Source organism: Brevundimonas diminuta, from assembly GCF_022654015.1.
Classification (GTDB): Bacteria; Pseudomonadota; Alphaproteobacteria; order Caulobacterales; family Caulobacteraceae; genus Brevundimonas; species Brevundimonas diminuta_C.
In genome coordinates, this window is the sequence record NZ_CP073063.1 from 1,709,535 (window position 1) to 1,725,093 (window position 15,559).

The following is a 15,559-nucleotide window of genomic DNA, read 5'->3' on the forward strand; positions in this document are numbered from 1 at the left end:
GCACAGCTTGGCGATAACGCGCCACATCGAAATCGGTTCTCTGGTCGCGTGTCGTGAACTGTGATCGCAAGTTTATTGGCGGGCCGCCGGAATTTGCTAATCAGCGCGCATGACAATCGCCGGCGTTTTCGCCACCCTCTCGCTCATGATGGCGCCCGCAGCCGACCAGCCCACCGTCCGCATTTCGCAGGGCGTCCTGAACGGACGCGCGGATGCCGATGTGGCGGCGTTCAAGAACATTCCCTATGCCGCGCCGCCGACGGCCGAGCGACGTTGGCGACCACCCGGTCCCGCGCCGACCTGGCAGGGCCAGCGGGACGCCTCGGCCTATGGCCCGCTGTGCATGCAGGCGCCCCCGAACGGCGACCCTGGCGTCGGTCCCTTGCCGATGAGCGAGGATTGCCTGAACCTGAACGTCTGGCGGCCCATCAGCGCGGCTCAGCCCGCGCCGGTCATGGTCTGGATCCACGGCGGCGGGCTGGTGAACGGGTCGGGAACCGCGCCGCTGTATGACGGAACGAACCTGGCCAAGCGCGGCATGGTCGTGGTGACGCTGAACTATCGACTGGGGCGGCTGGGCTTCTTCGATCATCCGGCGCTGGCGGCCGAGCGGCCGGCGGGCGAGGCGGCGGGCAACTACGGTCTGATGGACGTGACGGCGGCGCTGAAATGGGTGCGGGCCAATATCGCGGCCTTTGGCGGCGACCCCAAGAACGTGACCATCCTCGGTGAATCGGCGGGCGGGGCGATCGTCACGCGGCTGATGATCTCGCCGCCGGCGCGCGGTCTGTTCGACCGGGCGATCGTTCAATCCGGCCTGGGCCGGGAGTTGCAGACGCCACTGGACCGCAAAGGCGCCTATGGCGCGCCTTCAGCGCGGGAGCGCGGCGAGGTCTGGGCCTATGGCGCGGGATTGCGAACGGCGGCGGATTTGCGTGCGGCGCCAGCCGATCTGTTCCTGACGCCGCCGCCGGTCTTCGCCAACGGCGACCTGACGCTGATCGACGGGCGGGTCGTGCCGTCCACGGTTGAGGCGGCGTTCAAGGCGGGGCGGCAGGCCCCGGTGCCCTTCATCATCGGCAGCAACAGCGCCGAGTTCTGGTGGATGCGGCCGACGGATCGCAACGGCTATGGTCAGATCGACGACGACATGACCTGGCTCGAGCGCGCCGACGCCGTTCAGGCCTATGGCGGGCTGGAAGCGTTCGACAAGCTGGCGATCACGGATCTGGTGTTTTCCGAGCCGGCCCGGATGCTGGCGCGGCTGCATGCCAAGGCGGGCCATCCGGCCTGGCTCTATCGGTTCGATATCTCGTCGCCGCAGAATCCGGAGCCGCATGGCGGCGCGACTCATGCAATCGAACGGCCCTATGTGTTCGGCACCTTAAACACCCTGCCGTATCCGGTCGAAGATCGGGACCGGAAGGCGTCGGAGGCCATGATGGGCTACTGGACCGCCTTCGCGCGATCGGGCGATCCGAATGGCGTCGGGCGGCCCCGCTGGCCCACGACGACGCTGAGAGACACCCGGCTGATGAACTTCGTCAATCCGGGACCGACCGTGACGCCCGTGCCGTTCAGCGCCCGGCTGGACCTGCTCGAGCGGTTCCGCGAGCGGCCCAGGCCCTGAGAGCAAGCGTCAGCCGGCGGAGGTCGCGCCCGACTGCTTCTCCTTCAGCGTGACCAGCTCTTCGGCCATGGTTGGGTGAACGGCGCAGGTGGCGTCCCACTGCGCCTTGGTCAGGCCAGCCTTCACCGCGATGGCGGCCAACTGGATCATCTCCGGGCTGTCGGGTCCGACGATATGGACGCCGACCACGCGCTGGCTGTCTGCATCGACCACCAGCTTCATCAGCACCCGCTCGTCCGAGCCGGTGAAGGCGTATTTCATCGGCCGGAACCGGGTGACGTAGACATCGACGCCGTTCGAGCAGGAGCGGCGGGCCTCCGCCTCGCTGAGGCCCACGACCCCGACCGGCGGCTGGCTGAAGACGGCGGTGGCCACGGCCTCGTAGTCGAAGTGCTGGGGATTGTCGCGATAGACGGTCTGGTGGAAGGCGACGGCCTCGCGGATGGCGACGGGCGTCAGGTTCATCCGGTCGGTGACGTCGCCGATGGCCCAGATGTTGTCCGCCGTCGTCCTTGAATAGGGATCGACCTTGATGGCGCCCGCTTCATTCAGCTCGACGCCTGCGTGCTCCAGCCCCAGATCCTTGACGTAAGGGATGCGGCCGGTGGCGAACATGACCACGTCCGTCTCCAGCTTCATGCCGTTTTCGAGGTGGTTGATGAGGCCGGTCTCGGTCTTTTCGATCTTCTCGTGCTGGCAGCCCAGAATGACCTTTATGCCGCGCTTTTCGATCTCTCCGGCCAGGTGCGCGCGGACATCGTCGTCGAAGCCGCGCAGGATGTTGGGGCCGCGATAGATCAGGGTCGTCTCCACGCCCAGGCCCGCGAAGATGCCGGCGAACTCCACCGCGATATAGCCGCCGCCCGCGATCAGGATGCGCTTGGGCAGTTCCGTAAGGTGGAAGGCTTCTTCGGACGTGATGGCGTGCTCGATCCCCGGCAGTTCGTCCGGCTTCCAGGGGCGGCCGCCCGTGGCGATCAGGATCTTCTCGGCGGTGATGGTGCGATCCTTGCCGACAATCTCGACCGTGTGGGCGTCTTTCAGGACCGCCCGCCCGTGGACCAGTTCGACCCCGGCCTTGCCCAGGTTGGCGGCGTAGATGCCGGACAGGCGCGCGATCTCGACGTCCTTGGCTTCGAGGAAGGTGGGCCAGTCGAACCTGGCGTTGTCGAACGACCAGCCGTAGCCCTCGGCGATCTCGAGCGCGTGGCTGACCTCGGAGGCCATGACCATGAACTTCTTGGGCACGCAGCCACGGATGACGCAAGTGCCGCCGACCCGATATTCCTCGGCGACCGCGACCTTCTTGCCATCCAGCGCCGTCAGCCGCGCCGCCCGCACCCCGCCCGAACCGGCGCCGATGACGAAAAGGTCGTAGTCGTAGTCGGCCATAGGTCGGATTCCGTTCAGCGGCAGGCATCGGCATTTAAGCCGCGCCGCGCGAAATCCAAGAGGCTCAAGCTGTCTATAAAAGGAGGCGACGATGGTGGGTGATCACAGGTTCGAACTGTGGACCCGCTGATTAAGAGACGCTGTAAGTACATTGAAATGAAAGACGAAAGCCTCCAAACAGGATCAAGCTGATACGAGCAAATTCAATGGGTTACAGCGGGTTTTCCAAATGGAATCCGCGTTGCTGCCGGTTTGATAACTCATTGAAACCACTCAGTTTGGGCATGCTCATTCGTAGCCGACGCCGTCACCATCTCGATCTAAGTGCCGTCCATAACCGGGATCGCCCCTACGCACGGGAGCCGCACCTGCCGCACGGGCCGCAGTGCAGTTCGCAAACGCGCCGCTAGACGGGGGCGACGACCTCAAGCCCCGTGGACGAGAGGGCGACGAAGAGCCTCCGCCCGCACGATGGCAGTGGTAACCGCCTCGCTTGCGATCGTTGTGGCACCCCTCTGCGTTCAGTCCGCCGGAATGCGCAGCTACAGCTATCGGTACCGCCGAGGCCGCAATGACGACGAACGCAATAATGAACTTCATGTCGGTGCCCCGTGCCAGGGCTTCATAGCTCGCAACTTTTGCGCGCGTCCAGCTCGCGTGGTTTGGTCACCGGCTAGGAAAGGCTTCGTCGAGACTATCGATTGCCATTTGAAGCGAAGCTTTAAGGCGCATCAGCGCCACGGCAGGTAGGAGCTGATCTCGTCGCGAAGCTCGTAGCACCGCTGATAATACGGCGTCTGAGTGCTGGATCAGGCGCACCAGATTTTCGCCGCTGGGCCCGTTACGGCCATCAAACCAGTTTCGCACAGCACGTTCATTTGCATTGGTGATGAGGCCGACCGCCTTGCGCGCAGAGGGACTCTCGCCCCATTCCTCGCGAAGTGCTCCAGCAATCAACTGCGGGAAGGCCTGCATCGACGCCTCCTGATGGAGAAGTTTTCCGATTTTGGGCTGAAGTTTTCAGACCATCTTTTGAAACGACATCCGGTCGGACTGCCGTTACGGCTCGATTCTCACCGCCATTCGGACGGGTGTAACTGGCGTGCATTATGGACCCAATGGCCGTTCAGCACGAGATGGGGGCCGCGACATCAGTGCGGGCGGCTCAGTACGTCCGTATGTCGACGGAGCACCAAAAATACTCAACCGAAAACCAGTCTGAGGCGATCGCGGCCTACGCGGCTCGACGTGGGTTTGATGTCGTTCGGACCTACACAGACGCGGGAAAGAGCGGACTGAGGCTTGATGGGCGAGCGGCTTTACAGGAGCTGATCGCCGACGTTCGCAACGGCGCTCCGGGATTTGAGGCTATCCTCGTTTATGATGTCAGCCGTTGGGGGCGTTTCCAGGATGCTGACGAGAGCGCTTATTACGAGTTCATCTGCCGTGAGGCTGGGCTGTCGGTGCATTACTGTGCTGAGCAGTTTGAGAACGACGGGAGCCTAAGCGCGACGATCATCAAGAGCATGAAGCGCGCGATGGCGGGGGAGTATAGTCGCGAACTCTCGGCCAAGGTCTTTGCTGGTCAGTGTCGCCTCATCACGCTGGGTTTTCGGCAAGGTGGTGCGGCTGGATATGGTCTGCGTCGGCAACTGGTTGATGAGCATTTGTCGCCGAAAGGTCTGCTTGAGCGAGGCGAGCAAAAGAGCATTCAAACCGATCGTGTGGTGCTCACCCCCGGGCCGCCCGAGGAAGTCGAAGTCGTTCGACGTCTCTATCGGATGTTCGTCGTTCAGCGTCGCTCAGAAAGCGAAATTGCTACGGTGCTGAACGGGGAGGGCCGGCTTACGGATTTGGGACGTCCCTGGACCCGCGGCACGGTCCACCAGGTTCTTACGAACGAAAAGTACATCGGCAACAATGTGTACAATCGCTCTTCCTTCAAGTTGAAGGCAAAGCGCGTTGTGAACGATCCAGACAACTGGGTACGTCGCGACGGTGCGTTCGAAGGGATCGTTGAGCCGGACTTTTTCGAGGCTGCACAGCGCATCATCCAGGCCAGGTGCGTGCGATACAGTGACGAAGAGCTGCTGGCTCGGTTGTCTGACCTGCTGGCGAAAAAGGGATGGCTATCGGGACTCGTGATCGACGAAGTCGATGACATGCCGTCAAGCTCGGCATTTCGCCACCGGTTCGGGAGCCTCGTTCGTGCTTACCAACTGATCGGATATTCGCCAGCTCGCGACTATCGCTACATCGAAATCAATCAGGCGCTTAGAGCGATCCATCCGGATGTCATTGCGCAGGTTGTTGCTGGGATCGCACGGGGCGGGGCTGTTGTGGCAGAAGATCCGTCACATGGACTGCTGACCATCAATGATGAGTTCACCGCATCGGTGGTCATCGTCCGCTGCCTCGAAACGCCGGCGGGCGGACTGCGGTGGAAAATCCGTTTGGATCAGGGGCTACGCCCCGACATAACCATTGCAGTGCGAATGGAGGTCGGGAACGCTGAAATCCGCGACTACTACCTGCTCCCCTGGTTCGAGTGTGGCGCGGATCCAAGCATGAGGTTGGCACCCGACAATGGCGTGCTGCTGGACTCGTTTCGCTTCGACACACTCGACGCGTTCTTCGATCTCACGCAGCGGGTGGAGGTTCATGCAGCATGACCGACGTCGCTGAAATTCGTCTCATCCCGGTCAATGACATCACGGTGCTGAACCCTCGCGCTCGAAACAAGAGAGTGTTTCAAGAGCTGGTGACCAGCATCGAGCATCTCGGGCTGAAAAAGCCGATCACCGTCAGTCAGCGGCCCGGTCGATCGCGATACGATCTGGTCTGCGGTCAAGGGCGGCTAGAGGCGTTCATCGCGCTTGGGCAAGAGCAGATCCCGGCGGTGTTGATCGATGCCGCCGAGGAAGACTGTTTTGTGATGAGCTTGGTCGAAAACCTCGCTCGTCGACAGCACACACCGCTCGAGCTGGTCCGAGCCATCGGATCGCTTCGAGAGCGTGGGTACAGCCATAGCGAAATCGCTGCGAAGGTTGACTACAGTACGGAATATGTTGGGGCGATCTGCCATCTTTTGGAGAACGGCGAAGAAAAACTGATCTCAGCGGTCGAGCGCGGCGTGATCCCTCACACTGTCGCTATGGAGATCGCGCATTCCAAGGAAGGGGAGGTGCAGCGTGCTCTGGCTCAGGCCTTCGAAGAAAAGGCCATTCCGGGCAATCAGGTTTTGGCCATTCGCCACATTATCGAGCGACGCAGCACAAGCGGCAAAGGGATCCACAATCGCAATCGTGGCGTCCGCAATCAAAAACCGATCACGGCCGACACGCTTGTTCGGTCGCTACAACGCGAGACGGAACGTCGCGAGACCTTTGTCAGACGGGCCTCTCTGACGCGCACGCGTCTCGTTTTTGTCGTCAACGCACTGAAGCATCTGCTTGCCGATGATCATTTCGCTGCGCTTATGCGCGCTGAAGGGATCACCAATCTTCCGTCCGCGCTCGCGGCGCGCGTCGGTTTGGAGCATCCGTGATGGCCTCCGTCAAAATCGCCTTCCAGCAACGCGTTCGATCTATCTCTTTCGACCGCATTCTGCCCTCCAAGATGCTGTCGGCGGCGGTCACCGAAAGCGCAAAGTACAAGCGCATCGCCGCATCGATCTTAGAAGTGGGTTTGGTCGAGCCGCTGATCCTCGCCCAAGCCCGGTCAGGCGATGCCTTCACTCTTCTCGACGGCCACGTGCGATTGGCCGTGTTGAAGGAGCAGGGCGCAGTGGAAGCGCGATGCATCGTCGCTAAGGACGATGAGGCCTTTACCTACAACAAGCGCGTCAATCGGCTTCAACCGATTCAAGAGCACTACATGATTGTTCGCGCCATTGAGCGAGGGGTATCCGAAGCCAAACTCGCGCGGGCGCTCAATGTCGATGTCGGCTCAATTCGAGCCAGACGTCACATGCTCAACGGGATTCATGACGACGTCGCTGAGCTGCTCAAGGACAAGCCCGTGGGCATCAATGCCTTTCAGAAGCTGCGCAAGATGAAAGCTATGCGTCAGCTCGAAGTTGCGGAGCTGATGATCTCGGCAAACAACTACAGCGCCACATATGCGAGGGCGCTTCTGGTCACGACCAAACCCGCCGATCTCGTGAAGCCCGAAGCGAAGGCGATACGCGGCGTCAGCCCGGAACAGATCGAGCGGCTTGAGCGGGAGCTCGCTGCGGTGTCTGAAGACTTTCACGAGTTGGAGACAGCGTTTGGCGACGACACGCTGCTGCTGGTCATCGCGGCAGGCTTTTTGGAGCGGTTGCTCACCAAACGGTCGATCGAAACCTTTCTCGCAAACTCGCATCGCGAGATGCTGGAGACCTTCCGATCCGTTGTCGCAGCAACCTCGTTAGACCCTCCCGCCCAAGCGGCTTGAGCACGCCTAAGGGGACCGGGACCCTTCAAGCGCCGGGACCACCGGAGAAGCCGTCGGCGGAGGCGGATCAAGGGTGGTGGCGGGGATGACGGCGATCCCGTTCGGAGCCCGCTAGGATGGGCGTCATCTGCCCATCTAGGGTCGGTCCGGCGGGCCGACCCGCCGTCGCGAAATGGTGCCAAACTCGAAGACAGTCACGCTCGACTGAGATCGATTTGGCGTCTCAGCGTACATTCAAAAAACCGCACTGATCGCGGAAACCAATATGATGAGTCTGGATCGAGGGGGACCAGGATGACGCAACTCGCTGGCGGATGGACGCTCGAAAAGCTCGAGGCCAAGACACCTGAAGAGCGCTTCTATGTGTGGTCGAACGCGCGGGCCAAGGGTACACTCGAGGCGGACGAGCTCGCGCAGTTTATCGAAAGGTCTGGGTTGAACTATGCGCCGACCGGCGGCATCAGCATGTCTGATCTTCGCGTGCTCGAGATGCGCCGTCATCGAGTCACCTGAGGGACAGGCAGCCTGTCTGAAGGCCACAGCCGACGGGTTGCCGGCACTCGCTGGGATCGAGCCGATGATCGTTGAGCGGATGGGCAGCAGATACGGTCAGATCAGCATGACGACAGTCACAGCAGGCTCGATCGTCGGCGAGCTCATGCTGAGCAAGGGCTTTAAAATCGGAAGTCAGAAGAAGATGCCCGAAGTGTCGGTGGCGCAGACTGCGGCGTTCTGGGTGGCGCGGTAAGTTCGCAGCGCAGAGGGCTCAACAGAGCTGAGTTTAGATCGCGACAAACGCAGGGGGGCTGAAGCCGCGTTCTCGTCGCTTAGGGACGATAGCACAAAGACACTGACGCGTGTCGCGCTCGGACCTACGCCAACCCGCTCAATCGCTTTCCTGCAGCCAAACAAGCTTCGACCTCCGAGCGGTCCGCCGTGGTCATCAGTTTGAAACGGCTAAGGTGAGGCAGGGCAAGCACCACGCGACCATCGGGCGCTTGATAGAGTTCGGCGAACTGCCGATTCCAGCCGACGTTCAAACGTCGCGGCGTGCCGGCTTCCAAGATCGCGGCGAGCTCTCGACCTGCCTGCTTACCGAGCGAGATCCAAAGCCTGATCGTCGGCGACTTCTTCGCGACCTCTTGCCACAACGGTCTCACCGCTGCGAGGGCGACGCCAGGGGTTGGCAGCTTGGACCAGCTCCGGCTCCTAAATGGAACAAGCTGAGCGGCGAATACGTCCCTGCTGTCGACCTCAAGCGTTTCGAGCATTCGAACGATCTGCTGCTGAAGCGGATTGTGTGAGTCCGCGGGCCCCCACTTTTGGTCGGTGTAGGCCATGCCGCCCTTAGGCCAGTCCCAATCGGCTTGCTGCGTTTGCGTGTCGCTATCTTCGCGATCCGCACCCGGGTTGAGACCGATGATGCCGACTTTGGCAGTGCTCAAGCGGTCCTCTCGGCAGTACATAAATGTCCAGCCCATCGCGGTCTCAGGCGCGTCTTTAAAGTGGTTGGCGTAAAGCTCAGCGATGGCGGCTTTCGAGAAGGGCGTGTTGGAGCTCATGAACCTAATTCGCGATCTGGTCAGAGAGGACCGGAGAGATATGGGCCGGTAGATTGGTTAGCGCGGATTGCAAAAGCACGAGCGCGTCGGGCGCAAGCGTTGCATTGCGTCGACCGGCGGCCTCGGTGATCTCCCAACCGAGATTGGAGACACGCTCCATCTCAACCACGCCAACCTCGCCGAGTTGGTAATAGTAGGAGAACCCCATCCTGACTTGGCTGACGCGACTCCCGAGACAGTTTCGGAACAGGCGTCCAGCGACCTCCATTTTCGCCTCCGTATCGAGCGGCGTGAGGTGTTCGTTGCCGGGCCAAGGCGGCGGCGGCAATGGCAGGCCAGCGTACGTGTCGCCGTCGGCTTCAGAAATGACCGACGCGACGAAGTCACGCTCGAAAACAGCAGCTGCAGCGGTGTCTAACTGACCTAAGCGATCCAAGCGCCATTGCTGTCTGCGCAGCAAGATCGCGGTGACGCGCCGATTGCTTTTGAGGCGTTGCACGTTCTTGGGCGAGCAGGCGTGGTCAGGTATTGCGGCGAGCAAATCGATCACGCGCTCGTCGATCGCGTCGAGATGTCGAAGGACCTTCGCTGGTCCGCGACCAGCCTCCAACACGTCCGCGAGCTTGAGGTATGAGCTCGTGCACTTCAGAGCCTTCCAGCCCAGTCGCTTCAGAGCGCGCTCGAAACCTGCCGCCTGCTTGAATCCCGACAGCGCGATCAGCGATCTTAACGAGGATGCTCTGAACCGTTCGCGCCAAAGATCGACGTCGGTCGGACAATCCACGCGCTCAGCACGCGCAGACATTTGGGCCCAGATTGCGCACCAAAGTTGTCGTCGCTCAGCTGAGATCAACGCGAGCTCAGCTTCGGCACGACCACCGAAGAATGCGACCGCCCAACCCTCGCAGGGACCTGCGATCGCCGACAACAGACTGCGCTCCATCATGTCGGGATACTGCGCGCGAGGTACGTCACAATCGGTCGTAGGTCACACCACCTGGTTGATCATCAGAAACTTCTCGCTTGCTCAAGTGAATCAATACGGTTGAATGAGCTGGGGGAGTAGCGATGGATCACAACGAAAACGAGCATCTGGCGGACTTCGTTGAGGACGCTGCCAGGCGGCACGATCCAAACGACCACTATGTGATGCAACAGGTAGCGAGCGGTCAGGTTGCGATCAACGACGACGACGAGCATTTTAGGTCAGCCAAGCACTTCGTCGGCCGGTTCTGGCTCGTCGAGCCGAGGAATGGCAATCCTGAGCTTGCTAGGCTCAGGACTCATAGCCAGAACAGCACGGTAGCGGCGAGGGCTATGGCGGACAGGAAGACGGTCGGACAGCGATCGTAGCGGGTGGCGACCCGGCGCCAGTCTCTCAGGCGTCCAAACATGATTTCGATCCGGTTTCGCCGCTTGTAGCGTCGCTTGTCGTAGCGGATGGGTTCGGTGCGGGTTTTGCGGCCTGGGATGCACGGCGTGATCCCCTTGGCCTGCAAGGCGTCCCGGAACCAGTCGGCGTCGTAGCCTCGGTCTCCCAGAAGCCACTGGGCGCGGGGCAGGCTGTCCAGGAGAGCGGCAGCGCCGATGTAGTCGCTGACCTGACCCGCTGTCATGAAGAGGCTGATGGGCCTTCCGTTCGCATCGGTCACGGCGTGAAGCTTGGTGTTCATGCCGCCTTTCGTGCGTCCGATCAGTCGCCCGAGACCCCCTTTTTTACCCGCAGGCTCGAAGCCGTGCGGTGCGCCTTCAGATAGGTCGCGTCGATCATGACCGTGCGGCGTTCGGTCTGAGCCCCGGACAGGCCTTCCATCATCCGGATGAAGACGCCAGCCTCACTCCATCGCTTCCAGCGGTTGTAGAGGGTCTTGTGCGGCCCGTAGGCCGCCGGCGCATCTCGCCAGCGCAGGCCGTTGCGGTTGACGAAGATGATCCCGCTCAGCACCCGGCGGTCATCCGCCCGCGGCTTGCCGTGGCTCTTGGGGAAGAAGGGCTCCAGCCGAGCCATCTGCTCGCCCGTCAGCCAATACAGATCGCTCATATCCAGACTCCTCAGGAGCCTGAATCAGATCGTTCGCCTCACATCAATGGGTCCTGAGCCTAAACCTGTGTGGTCGCAGGCGACCCATACATGGGGTCTCACAATGGCTGGTGATGTGGCGATCCTTGAAGACAAGGATGGTCGTAAGCGCGCTTTTATTCCGGGAGATCATTTTCATGTCGTCGCCGGGAAGATTGTGAAGATTGCGAGATAAATAGGTTTGTCGAGGGTTTCTCCCCAAGACGTGTCAGAAGGCTGACCGGTGTTCCCAAATGCACCGGTCGGCCGATCTTAGCCGCAAGAAATAAGAAATAAGGGAGAGGCGCGGACGGCCTCTCCCTCTTTTTTACAGACGGTGCGATCAACGGCTACGCGTGTCTTGGAGAATGCTATGAGTCATTTCGGTGAAATCATTTACAGTCGTTATAGGCGCGATGTCGCCCGGAATGTTGTTGTTACAAGCGGCGTCGGAGATATTATAGGCGTGACTATCAGGTAATGAGTCCTCGAAAATCTCACCTGCACCGCTTACGCTATTGACCGGCCGATCATTACCTATTTGGTAGTAGGCCAGAGTTCCAATGGCTGTTGCCATTCGATTACAATCAATTGAATATCTTACTACGGAATAATCGAACTGGTATGGCCCGACCGTTGTGCGGTCGCGGTAAACAAAAACGGCCCAAACAGATTTCCGGGACCGCGTAAGGATTGGGTCCGGTCGAATGCTTGCGCGATCCACTCCTACAATCAAATCACTACCGGCACTGACAACGAACCATTCGCCCGCTTCAGCAGAGCCAGCCGCCAGCGTCAGCGCCACCGCCGCGCTGGCTATGAACTTCACGATCTTCACTCGCACACCCCTCCGTTGCGCGGCCTGTGTAAGCCAAGCTGAGCCGCCAGTCACGCCGGGCGTGTAAATAATGGGTGCGATCACGGGTCTATAAACATCTCTATTCATCAACGCGCTGGCGTCGGAACCGCAACGCCTTCCTGATCGAGCACCCGCTTTGCGCGATGTGCGGACGGCTTGCTGAAGTCGTAGACCATATCCAGCCGCACAAAGGCGACACTGATCTATTTCACGATCCAGACAACTGGCAGGCCTTATGCAAGCAGTGTCACGACAGTCTGAAGAAACAGATCGAAAGCCGTGGCTATCACAACTGCGGTGACGCCAGCGGCTTCCCCTCAGACCCCAACCATCCGTTCAATCGGCGTGGCAAATCCAGCCTATTAGCAGCGCGATGATCGAGAGCAGGCGTCGTCATACTTTCTCATCTGCTCATCAACGTAGGCTTGCCCATCGGAGTTGAGCGAGTCGTAACGCCTCCGGCTGTCCGCATCCATGCCTTCAAGAGTGCGGTCCCGGTCAGACCCACCCGCAACGTAGCTGTCTGATGACGAGGCTGAATCGTCTACGCGCGAACCTGTGTATTGTCTCACACCGATAGCGGCGACCAGCGATAGCGCCATGATCGCGAAGCCCGATATTTTCATCAGATCGGATTTTGCCGACAGGGATTTGAAGATGAAAACAAACCCGATCACCAACCCTATCGCGAAGACGACAAAGCCTTCTGTGCCCAACATATTCGTTCCGAAGCCCACGAAGATGATGGCGATGATTGCGAACACGATCAAAGCGGTGAAGTCATTTTTCATTGTTGCGCCCGCCCTGCTGCATCTCGATCCGACGTAGGCTCTGACACACAATCACTGATCGGCTTCCATCTGGTAGCGCTGACGCAGCGTCGTCTCGTGCACGTAGTCAAGGATCAGCGCGGTCCCTCGTAACACCATCCCGATCAGGACCAATCCAATCCCGGCGTTGAAGATCATCAGCTTGGTGACTGCCTTACCGAAGTTGACCACCTCATCGACTGCGAGCCCGTAGCCCGCCGTGTCCACGGTTGGGCTGTAGAACAATCCCAACATCGTCACGAACAATCCGATCCAGATCAAAGCCGTGCCGGTCCCTGCCTTCAGCACGTTGTTCTCCACCATCTCGAACTTGGGGCGCTCGGCCGGTGCGATAGTCTCTTCAGTCATTGTTTTCCCTCTCCATGAACCGAGAGCGGTGAAGGAGAGCCGCCCACACGTCAAGCGAACGATGATTGACAACGCGCAGTCGTGTCGAGCCGTGAGGGGGGTAGGTCGAAGACGAAAACGGCCTTTCCCGCCACACCACATGACCCCCTCCGTGCAGAAAGTATCGTCGGCGAAAGTTTTTTTTGCCCGTCTCCTAAATAATGGATGACGATCAACAACGCCGGGTATCTGAAGGCGCCCGCACAACTATCCAAACAAGCGAAGAAGGTTTGGTCCGAGCAAGTTAAGGCTCAACCGGAAGGCTACTTCACCCCCGCTGACGGCCCTTCTCTGGAAGCGCTGGTCACGGCGATCTGTAGTCTTCGCGACGCCAACCGAACCCTTGAAGAAACGGCTCGATGTATTCGGTCGGCTCGCAAGGCCAACTGATCATTCATCCGGCCGCTCGCATTCAGAATGATGCGATCCGCCTGATCAACCAGACCAGCCAACGGCTGGCTATCGATCCGACCAGCCGCAAGGCTCAGAGCGGCCAACCGGCTGACGATGACGCGGGTGAGATCGGCGGACTGCTGGCATGACACCCGGCCGCGATCCCGCGCTTGCAGACAAGATCATCGCCTTCCTGAACTGCCTCCCCATCGTGGATGGCCCGGCTGCTGGTCAACGCTTCCACGTCGATCCGTGGATGGAGCGGTTCATCCGCGACGTTTACGAACCGGTGAACCGCGCCGCTCGGACTGATCTTACCCCGTCACCGACCCTGGTCTCAGAGGCTGGCGGCACATGGCAGGGCTATACTTGCTCCTGGGCACACGTGATTGAACTGACCCCGGATAAGCCCGTCGTGCGGATCGATCAGATTCCAACCTCCTACAACGACGGCGGCGCGCGCGAAGAGGGGGAGACCAAGAGCATGGAGGGGGTCTTGATCCCCGGCCAGAAGGGTAAGTCGATACGGGTTCGCTACACGGGCGACGTGGATGCGACGGTCGTCTACGCCAAGGTCGGCGAGAGCTATGACCCCGTCAATCTGCCCGAGCTGCTGACCTGCTGAACTGCCAAAATGCTGTCTCAGGGTAGATGTGGAGAAATGCACTGAGCGCCTTTGGCGGGAGCGGTCTGTGGTGGGACAACGGCTCCTTCCGCTCCCCATTGGTCTCCGTTAACCTATCCACTGCCGACTCGTGCGACCTTCACATCGGCCTTTGGGCATCTGTTGCGTTGTGATCAACTCATCGGAATAGGGAATTACATGATGGCTGTGCTGAGAGACGACATTGCCGCGTTCGATCGAATGCGAGATGAGCTCGAGGCGAAGCACCATAATCAATGGGTAGTTTTCCACGCGGGCGTCTTTGTTGATGCGTTCGCCGACTTCGAAACCGCCGCAGCTGCTGCAGTCGATAAGTTCGAAGCCGGCCCCTATCTCATTCGTCAGGTAAACGCGCCCTCCGTCCAACTGCCGGGTGGTATGATCTTCACGCCAGCGCATTTCCTTGCCTCAAGCCGGGTTTAAGAAGGGCACGGGGGACGAAACCCCCGCTGATCTTCTCGTCAGGCTTGGTCCAACCCTAAAAGTGGATATTGGACTGAAGGGTCGACAAACGGCTGACGGTCGGCCCGATTTGCCGATGAAAGGCGTTCGTGCGCTCATCGATACAGGGGCAGGGGGCGATTGTATCGATGACGATCTCGCGCAGTCTCTTGGGCTTCCTGTGACTGATGAAGGCGAGATTAGCGGGGTCGGCGGTCGTCACCACGCATACATCTACACCGCGCGAATTTGGGTGCCTCATCTCGACCGTCTGCTCTTCCAACCCTTCACAGGGGTCAAGCTGAGACAGGGCGAGCAGTGGCATCAAGTCATTCTCGGGCGAGGTTTTCTACGCCCCTATCGCTTGGTCTATGACGGGGTAAGTGGGCAAGTAGAGCTCGTTGATAGCAAGTAGGACAGGTCCTCACCACCAGTTCGTCAACAGGTTGCAGTGCTGACGACATGTCAGGGTAGATCGGGAAAAACGCACTGAGCGAGCGGGTATTTTTGCGTAGCTAGCCGATCGCTATGAGTGGGTGGTGAGCAAGGAGGTCTTTTGACTCTAAGCGGACCCTGATTGAGTCCGCTCTCTTATCTTGGTCTGGCCCATGTGCCGCATGCTCGGGCTTCGCTCATCCCATGCGTCAGCACGAAGACTGGCAGACGCGGTAGGGGAAACTAGGTTGCTGGGCCGCATGCGCATTACCTCAAGACACCCCTTCATGCGACGTGATTTAACGGTCAAATGTTCAGCGCTGCGTGAAGAGTTGACCGAACATGCGCGGAAGCGCACTATCGGTCCCGTAATGTGGAAATGCGCCGTACACACGCGGAATACGCTTCACGCAGGACGTTTCGTCGGAGGCGTCTAGCCCCAAACTCGTATTGAGCGAACGCTCAGGGTT

Annotated in this window: 21 protein-coding genes; 11 read left to right on the forward strand and 10 right to left on the reverse strand. The window is 60.0% G+C overall.

From position 1 onward, the window contains the following. Nucleotides 1–109: 109 nt before the first annotated feature. Nucleotides 110–1,630 (forward strand): carboxylesterase/lipase family protein, encoded by a 1,521-nt coding sequence (locus tag KAK88_RS08430; RefSeq protein ID WP_242076305.1) that lies wholly within the window; start codon nt 110–112, stop codon nt 1,628–1,630. Nucleotides 1,631–1,639: 9 nt separating this feature from the next. On the opposite strand, the gene gor is transcribed toward KAK88_RS08430, so the two are convergent. From gor to KAK88_RS08440, 3 genes are all read right to left on the reverse strand, one after another. After that, complete coding sequence (gene gor, locus KAK88_RS08435) at nt 1,640–3,022, reverse strand: glutathione-disulfide reductase (RefSeq protein WP_242076306.1); 1,383 nt, start codon at nt 3,020–3,022, stop codon at nt 1,640–1,642. 288 nt (nt 3,023–3,310) lie between these two features. Continuing rightward, entirely contained in the window at nt 3,311–3,622 is a 312-nt protein-coding gene (locus KAK88_RS16110; RefSeq protein ID WP_347264688.1) for an excalibur calcium-binding domain-containing protein, read from the reverse strand. Between the two features lie 66 nt (nt 3,623–3,688). Then, entirely contained in the window at nt 3,689–3,997 is a 309-nt protein-coding gene (locus tag KAK88_RS08440) for a hypothetical protein (RefSeq protein WP_088582789.1), read from the reverse strand. Nucleotides 3,998–4,140: 143 nt separating this feature from the next. Between KAK88_RS08440 and KAK88_RS08445 the strand changes: the two genes are divergently transcribed. From KAK88_RS08445 to KAK88_RS08465, 5 genes are all read left to right on the forward strand, one after another. After that, the gene (locus tag KAK88_RS08445; protein WP_242076307.1) at nt 4,141–5,694 is read left to right on the forward strand and encodes a recombinase family protein; all 1,554 of its coding nucleotides are present in this window, start codon (nt 4,141–4,143) and stop codon (nt 5,692–5,694) included. Further along, nucleotides 5,691–6,569 (forward strand): plasmid partitioning protein RepB C-terminal domain-containing protein, encoded by an 879-nt coding sequence (locus KAK88_RS08450; protein WP_242076308.1) that lies wholly within the window; start codon nt 5,691–5,693, stop codon nt 6,567–6,569. The genes KAK88_RS08445 and KAK88_RS08450 overlap by 4 nt, the downstream gene beginning before the upstream one ends. Then, nucleotides 6,569–7,459 (forward strand): plasmid partitioning protein RepB C-terminal domain-containing protein, encoded by an 891-nt coding sequence (locus KAK88_RS08455; RefSeq protein ID WP_240893505.1) that lies wholly within the window; start codon nt 6,569–6,571, stop codon nt 7,457–7,459. The genes KAK88_RS08450 and KAK88_RS08455 overlap by 1 nt, the downstream gene beginning before the upstream one ends. Nucleotides 7,460–7,753: 294 nt before the next feature. Continuing rightward, a complete protein-coding gene (locus KAK88_RS08460; protein WP_242076309.1) occupies nt 7,754–7,972 on the forward strand; it encodes a hypothetical protein in 219 nt (72 codons plus the stop codon). A gap of 64 nt (nt 7,973–8,036) precedes the next feature. Then, on the forward strand, nt 8,037–8,207 hold the full coding sequence (locus KAK88_RS08465; RefSeq protein WP_242076310.1) for a hypothetical protein: 171 nt from the start codon (nt 8,037–8,039) through the stop codon (nt 8,205–8,207). A gap of 124 nt (nt 8,208–8,331) precedes the next feature. Here the strand turns inward: KAK88_RS08465 and KAK88_RS08470 are convergent, their stop codons facing one another. The 5 genes from KAK88_RS08470 to KAK88_RS08490 form a co-directional block, all read right to left on the reverse strand. Further along, entirely contained in the window at nt 8,332–9,021 is a 690-nt protein-coding gene (locus KAK88_RS08470) for a uracil-DNA glycosylase family protein (RefSeq protein WP_165116460.1), read from the reverse strand. A gap of 4 nt (nt 9,022–9,025) precedes the next feature. After that, nucleotides 9,026–9,967 carry a hypothetical protein gene (locus KAK88_RS08475; protein ID WP_242076311.1) on the reverse strand — a complete coding sequence of 314 codons (942 nt, stop codon included), beginning with the start codon at nt 9,965–9,967 and terminating at the stop codon, nt 9,026–9,028. A 62-nt stretch (nt 9,968–10,029) separates the two neighbouring features. Continuing rightward, entirely contained in the window at nt 10,030–10,221 is a 192-nt protein-coding gene (locus KAK88_RS08480) for a hypothetical protein (RefSeq protein WP_242076312.1), read from the reverse strand. Nucleotides 10,222–10,304: 83 nt separating this feature from the next. Beyond that, nucleotides 10,305–11,062 (reverse strand): IS5 family transposase gene (locus KAK88_RS08485; RefSeq protein ID WP_242076313.1). Its coding sequence is split into 2 segments (ribosomal slippage): nt 10,305–10,741 and nt 10,741–11,062, totalling 759 coding nucleotides; the frame shifts between segments, so codons are not numbered across the junction. A gap of 361 nt (nt 11,063–11,423) precedes the next feature. Next, nucleotides 11,424–11,918: a surface-adhesin E family protein gene (locus KAK88_RS08490; protein ID WP_174085761.1), complete on the reverse strand. Its 495-nt coding sequence runs from the start codon at nt 11,916–11,918 to the stop codon at nt 11,424–11,426. A 164-nt stretch (nt 11,919–12,082) separates the two neighbouring features. Here KAK88_RS08490 and KAK88_RS16115 point away from each other — a divergent pair, with 164 nt between their 5' ends. Next, nucleotides 12,083–12,316 (forward strand): HNH endonuclease, encoded by a 234-nt coding sequence (locus KAK88_RS16115; RefSeq protein ID WP_347265478.1) that lies wholly within the window; start codon nt 12,083–12,085, stop codon nt 12,314–12,316. Here KAK88_RS16115 and KAK88_RS08495 read toward each other — a convergent pair. Beyond that, on the reverse strand, nt 12,302–12,730 hold the full coding sequence (locus tag KAK88_RS08495) for a hypothetical protein (RefSeq protein ID WP_242076314.1): 429 nt from the start codon (nt 12,728–12,730) through the stop codon (nt 12,302–12,304). The two genes, KAK88_RS16115 and KAK88_RS08495, sit on opposite strands and share 15 nt — an antisense overlap. A gap of 51 nt (nt 12,731–12,781) precedes the next feature. Continuing rightward, nucleotides 12,782–13,117, reverse strand: coding sequence for a hypothetical protein (locus KAK88_RS08500; RefSeq protein ID WP_242076315.1), 336 nt, complete (start codon nt 13,115–13,117; stop codon nt 12,782–12,784). Between the two features lie 398 nt (nt 13,118–13,515). Here KAK88_RS08500 and KAK88_RS08505 point away from each other — a divergent pair, with 398 nt between their 5' ends. The 4 genes from KAK88_RS08505 (at nt 13,516) to KAK88_RS16145 (ending at nt 15,069) form a co-directional block, all read left to right on the forward strand. Further along, nucleotides 13,516–13,698 (forward strand): P27 family phage terminase small subunit, encoded by a 183-nt coding sequence (locus tag KAK88_RS08505; protein ID WP_242076316.1) that lies wholly within the window; start codon nt 13,516–13,518, stop codon nt 13,696–13,698. After that, complete coding sequence (locus tag KAK88_RS08510) at nt 13,695–14,174, forward strand: hypothetical protein (RefSeq protein ID WP_242076317.1); 480 nt, start codon at nt 13,695–13,697, stop codon at nt 14,172–14,174. Before KAK88_RS08505 ends, KAK88_RS08510 begins: the two co-directional genes overlap by 4 nt. 198 nt (nt 14,175–14,372) lie before the next feature. Continuing rightward, nucleotides 14,373–14,636, forward strand: a complete 264-nt coding sequence (locus tag KAK88_RS08515; protein WP_242076318.1) for a hypothetical protein — start codon at nt 14,373–14,375, stop codon at nt 14,634–14,636. Nucleotides 14,637–14,751: 115 nt separating this feature from the next. Next, a complete protein-coding gene (locus KAK88_RS16145; RefSeq protein WP_431307214.1) occupies nt 14,752–15,069 on the forward strand; it encodes an aspartyl protease family protein in 318 nt (105 codons plus the stop codon). Nucleotides 15,070–15,559 lie beyond the last annotated feature (490 nt).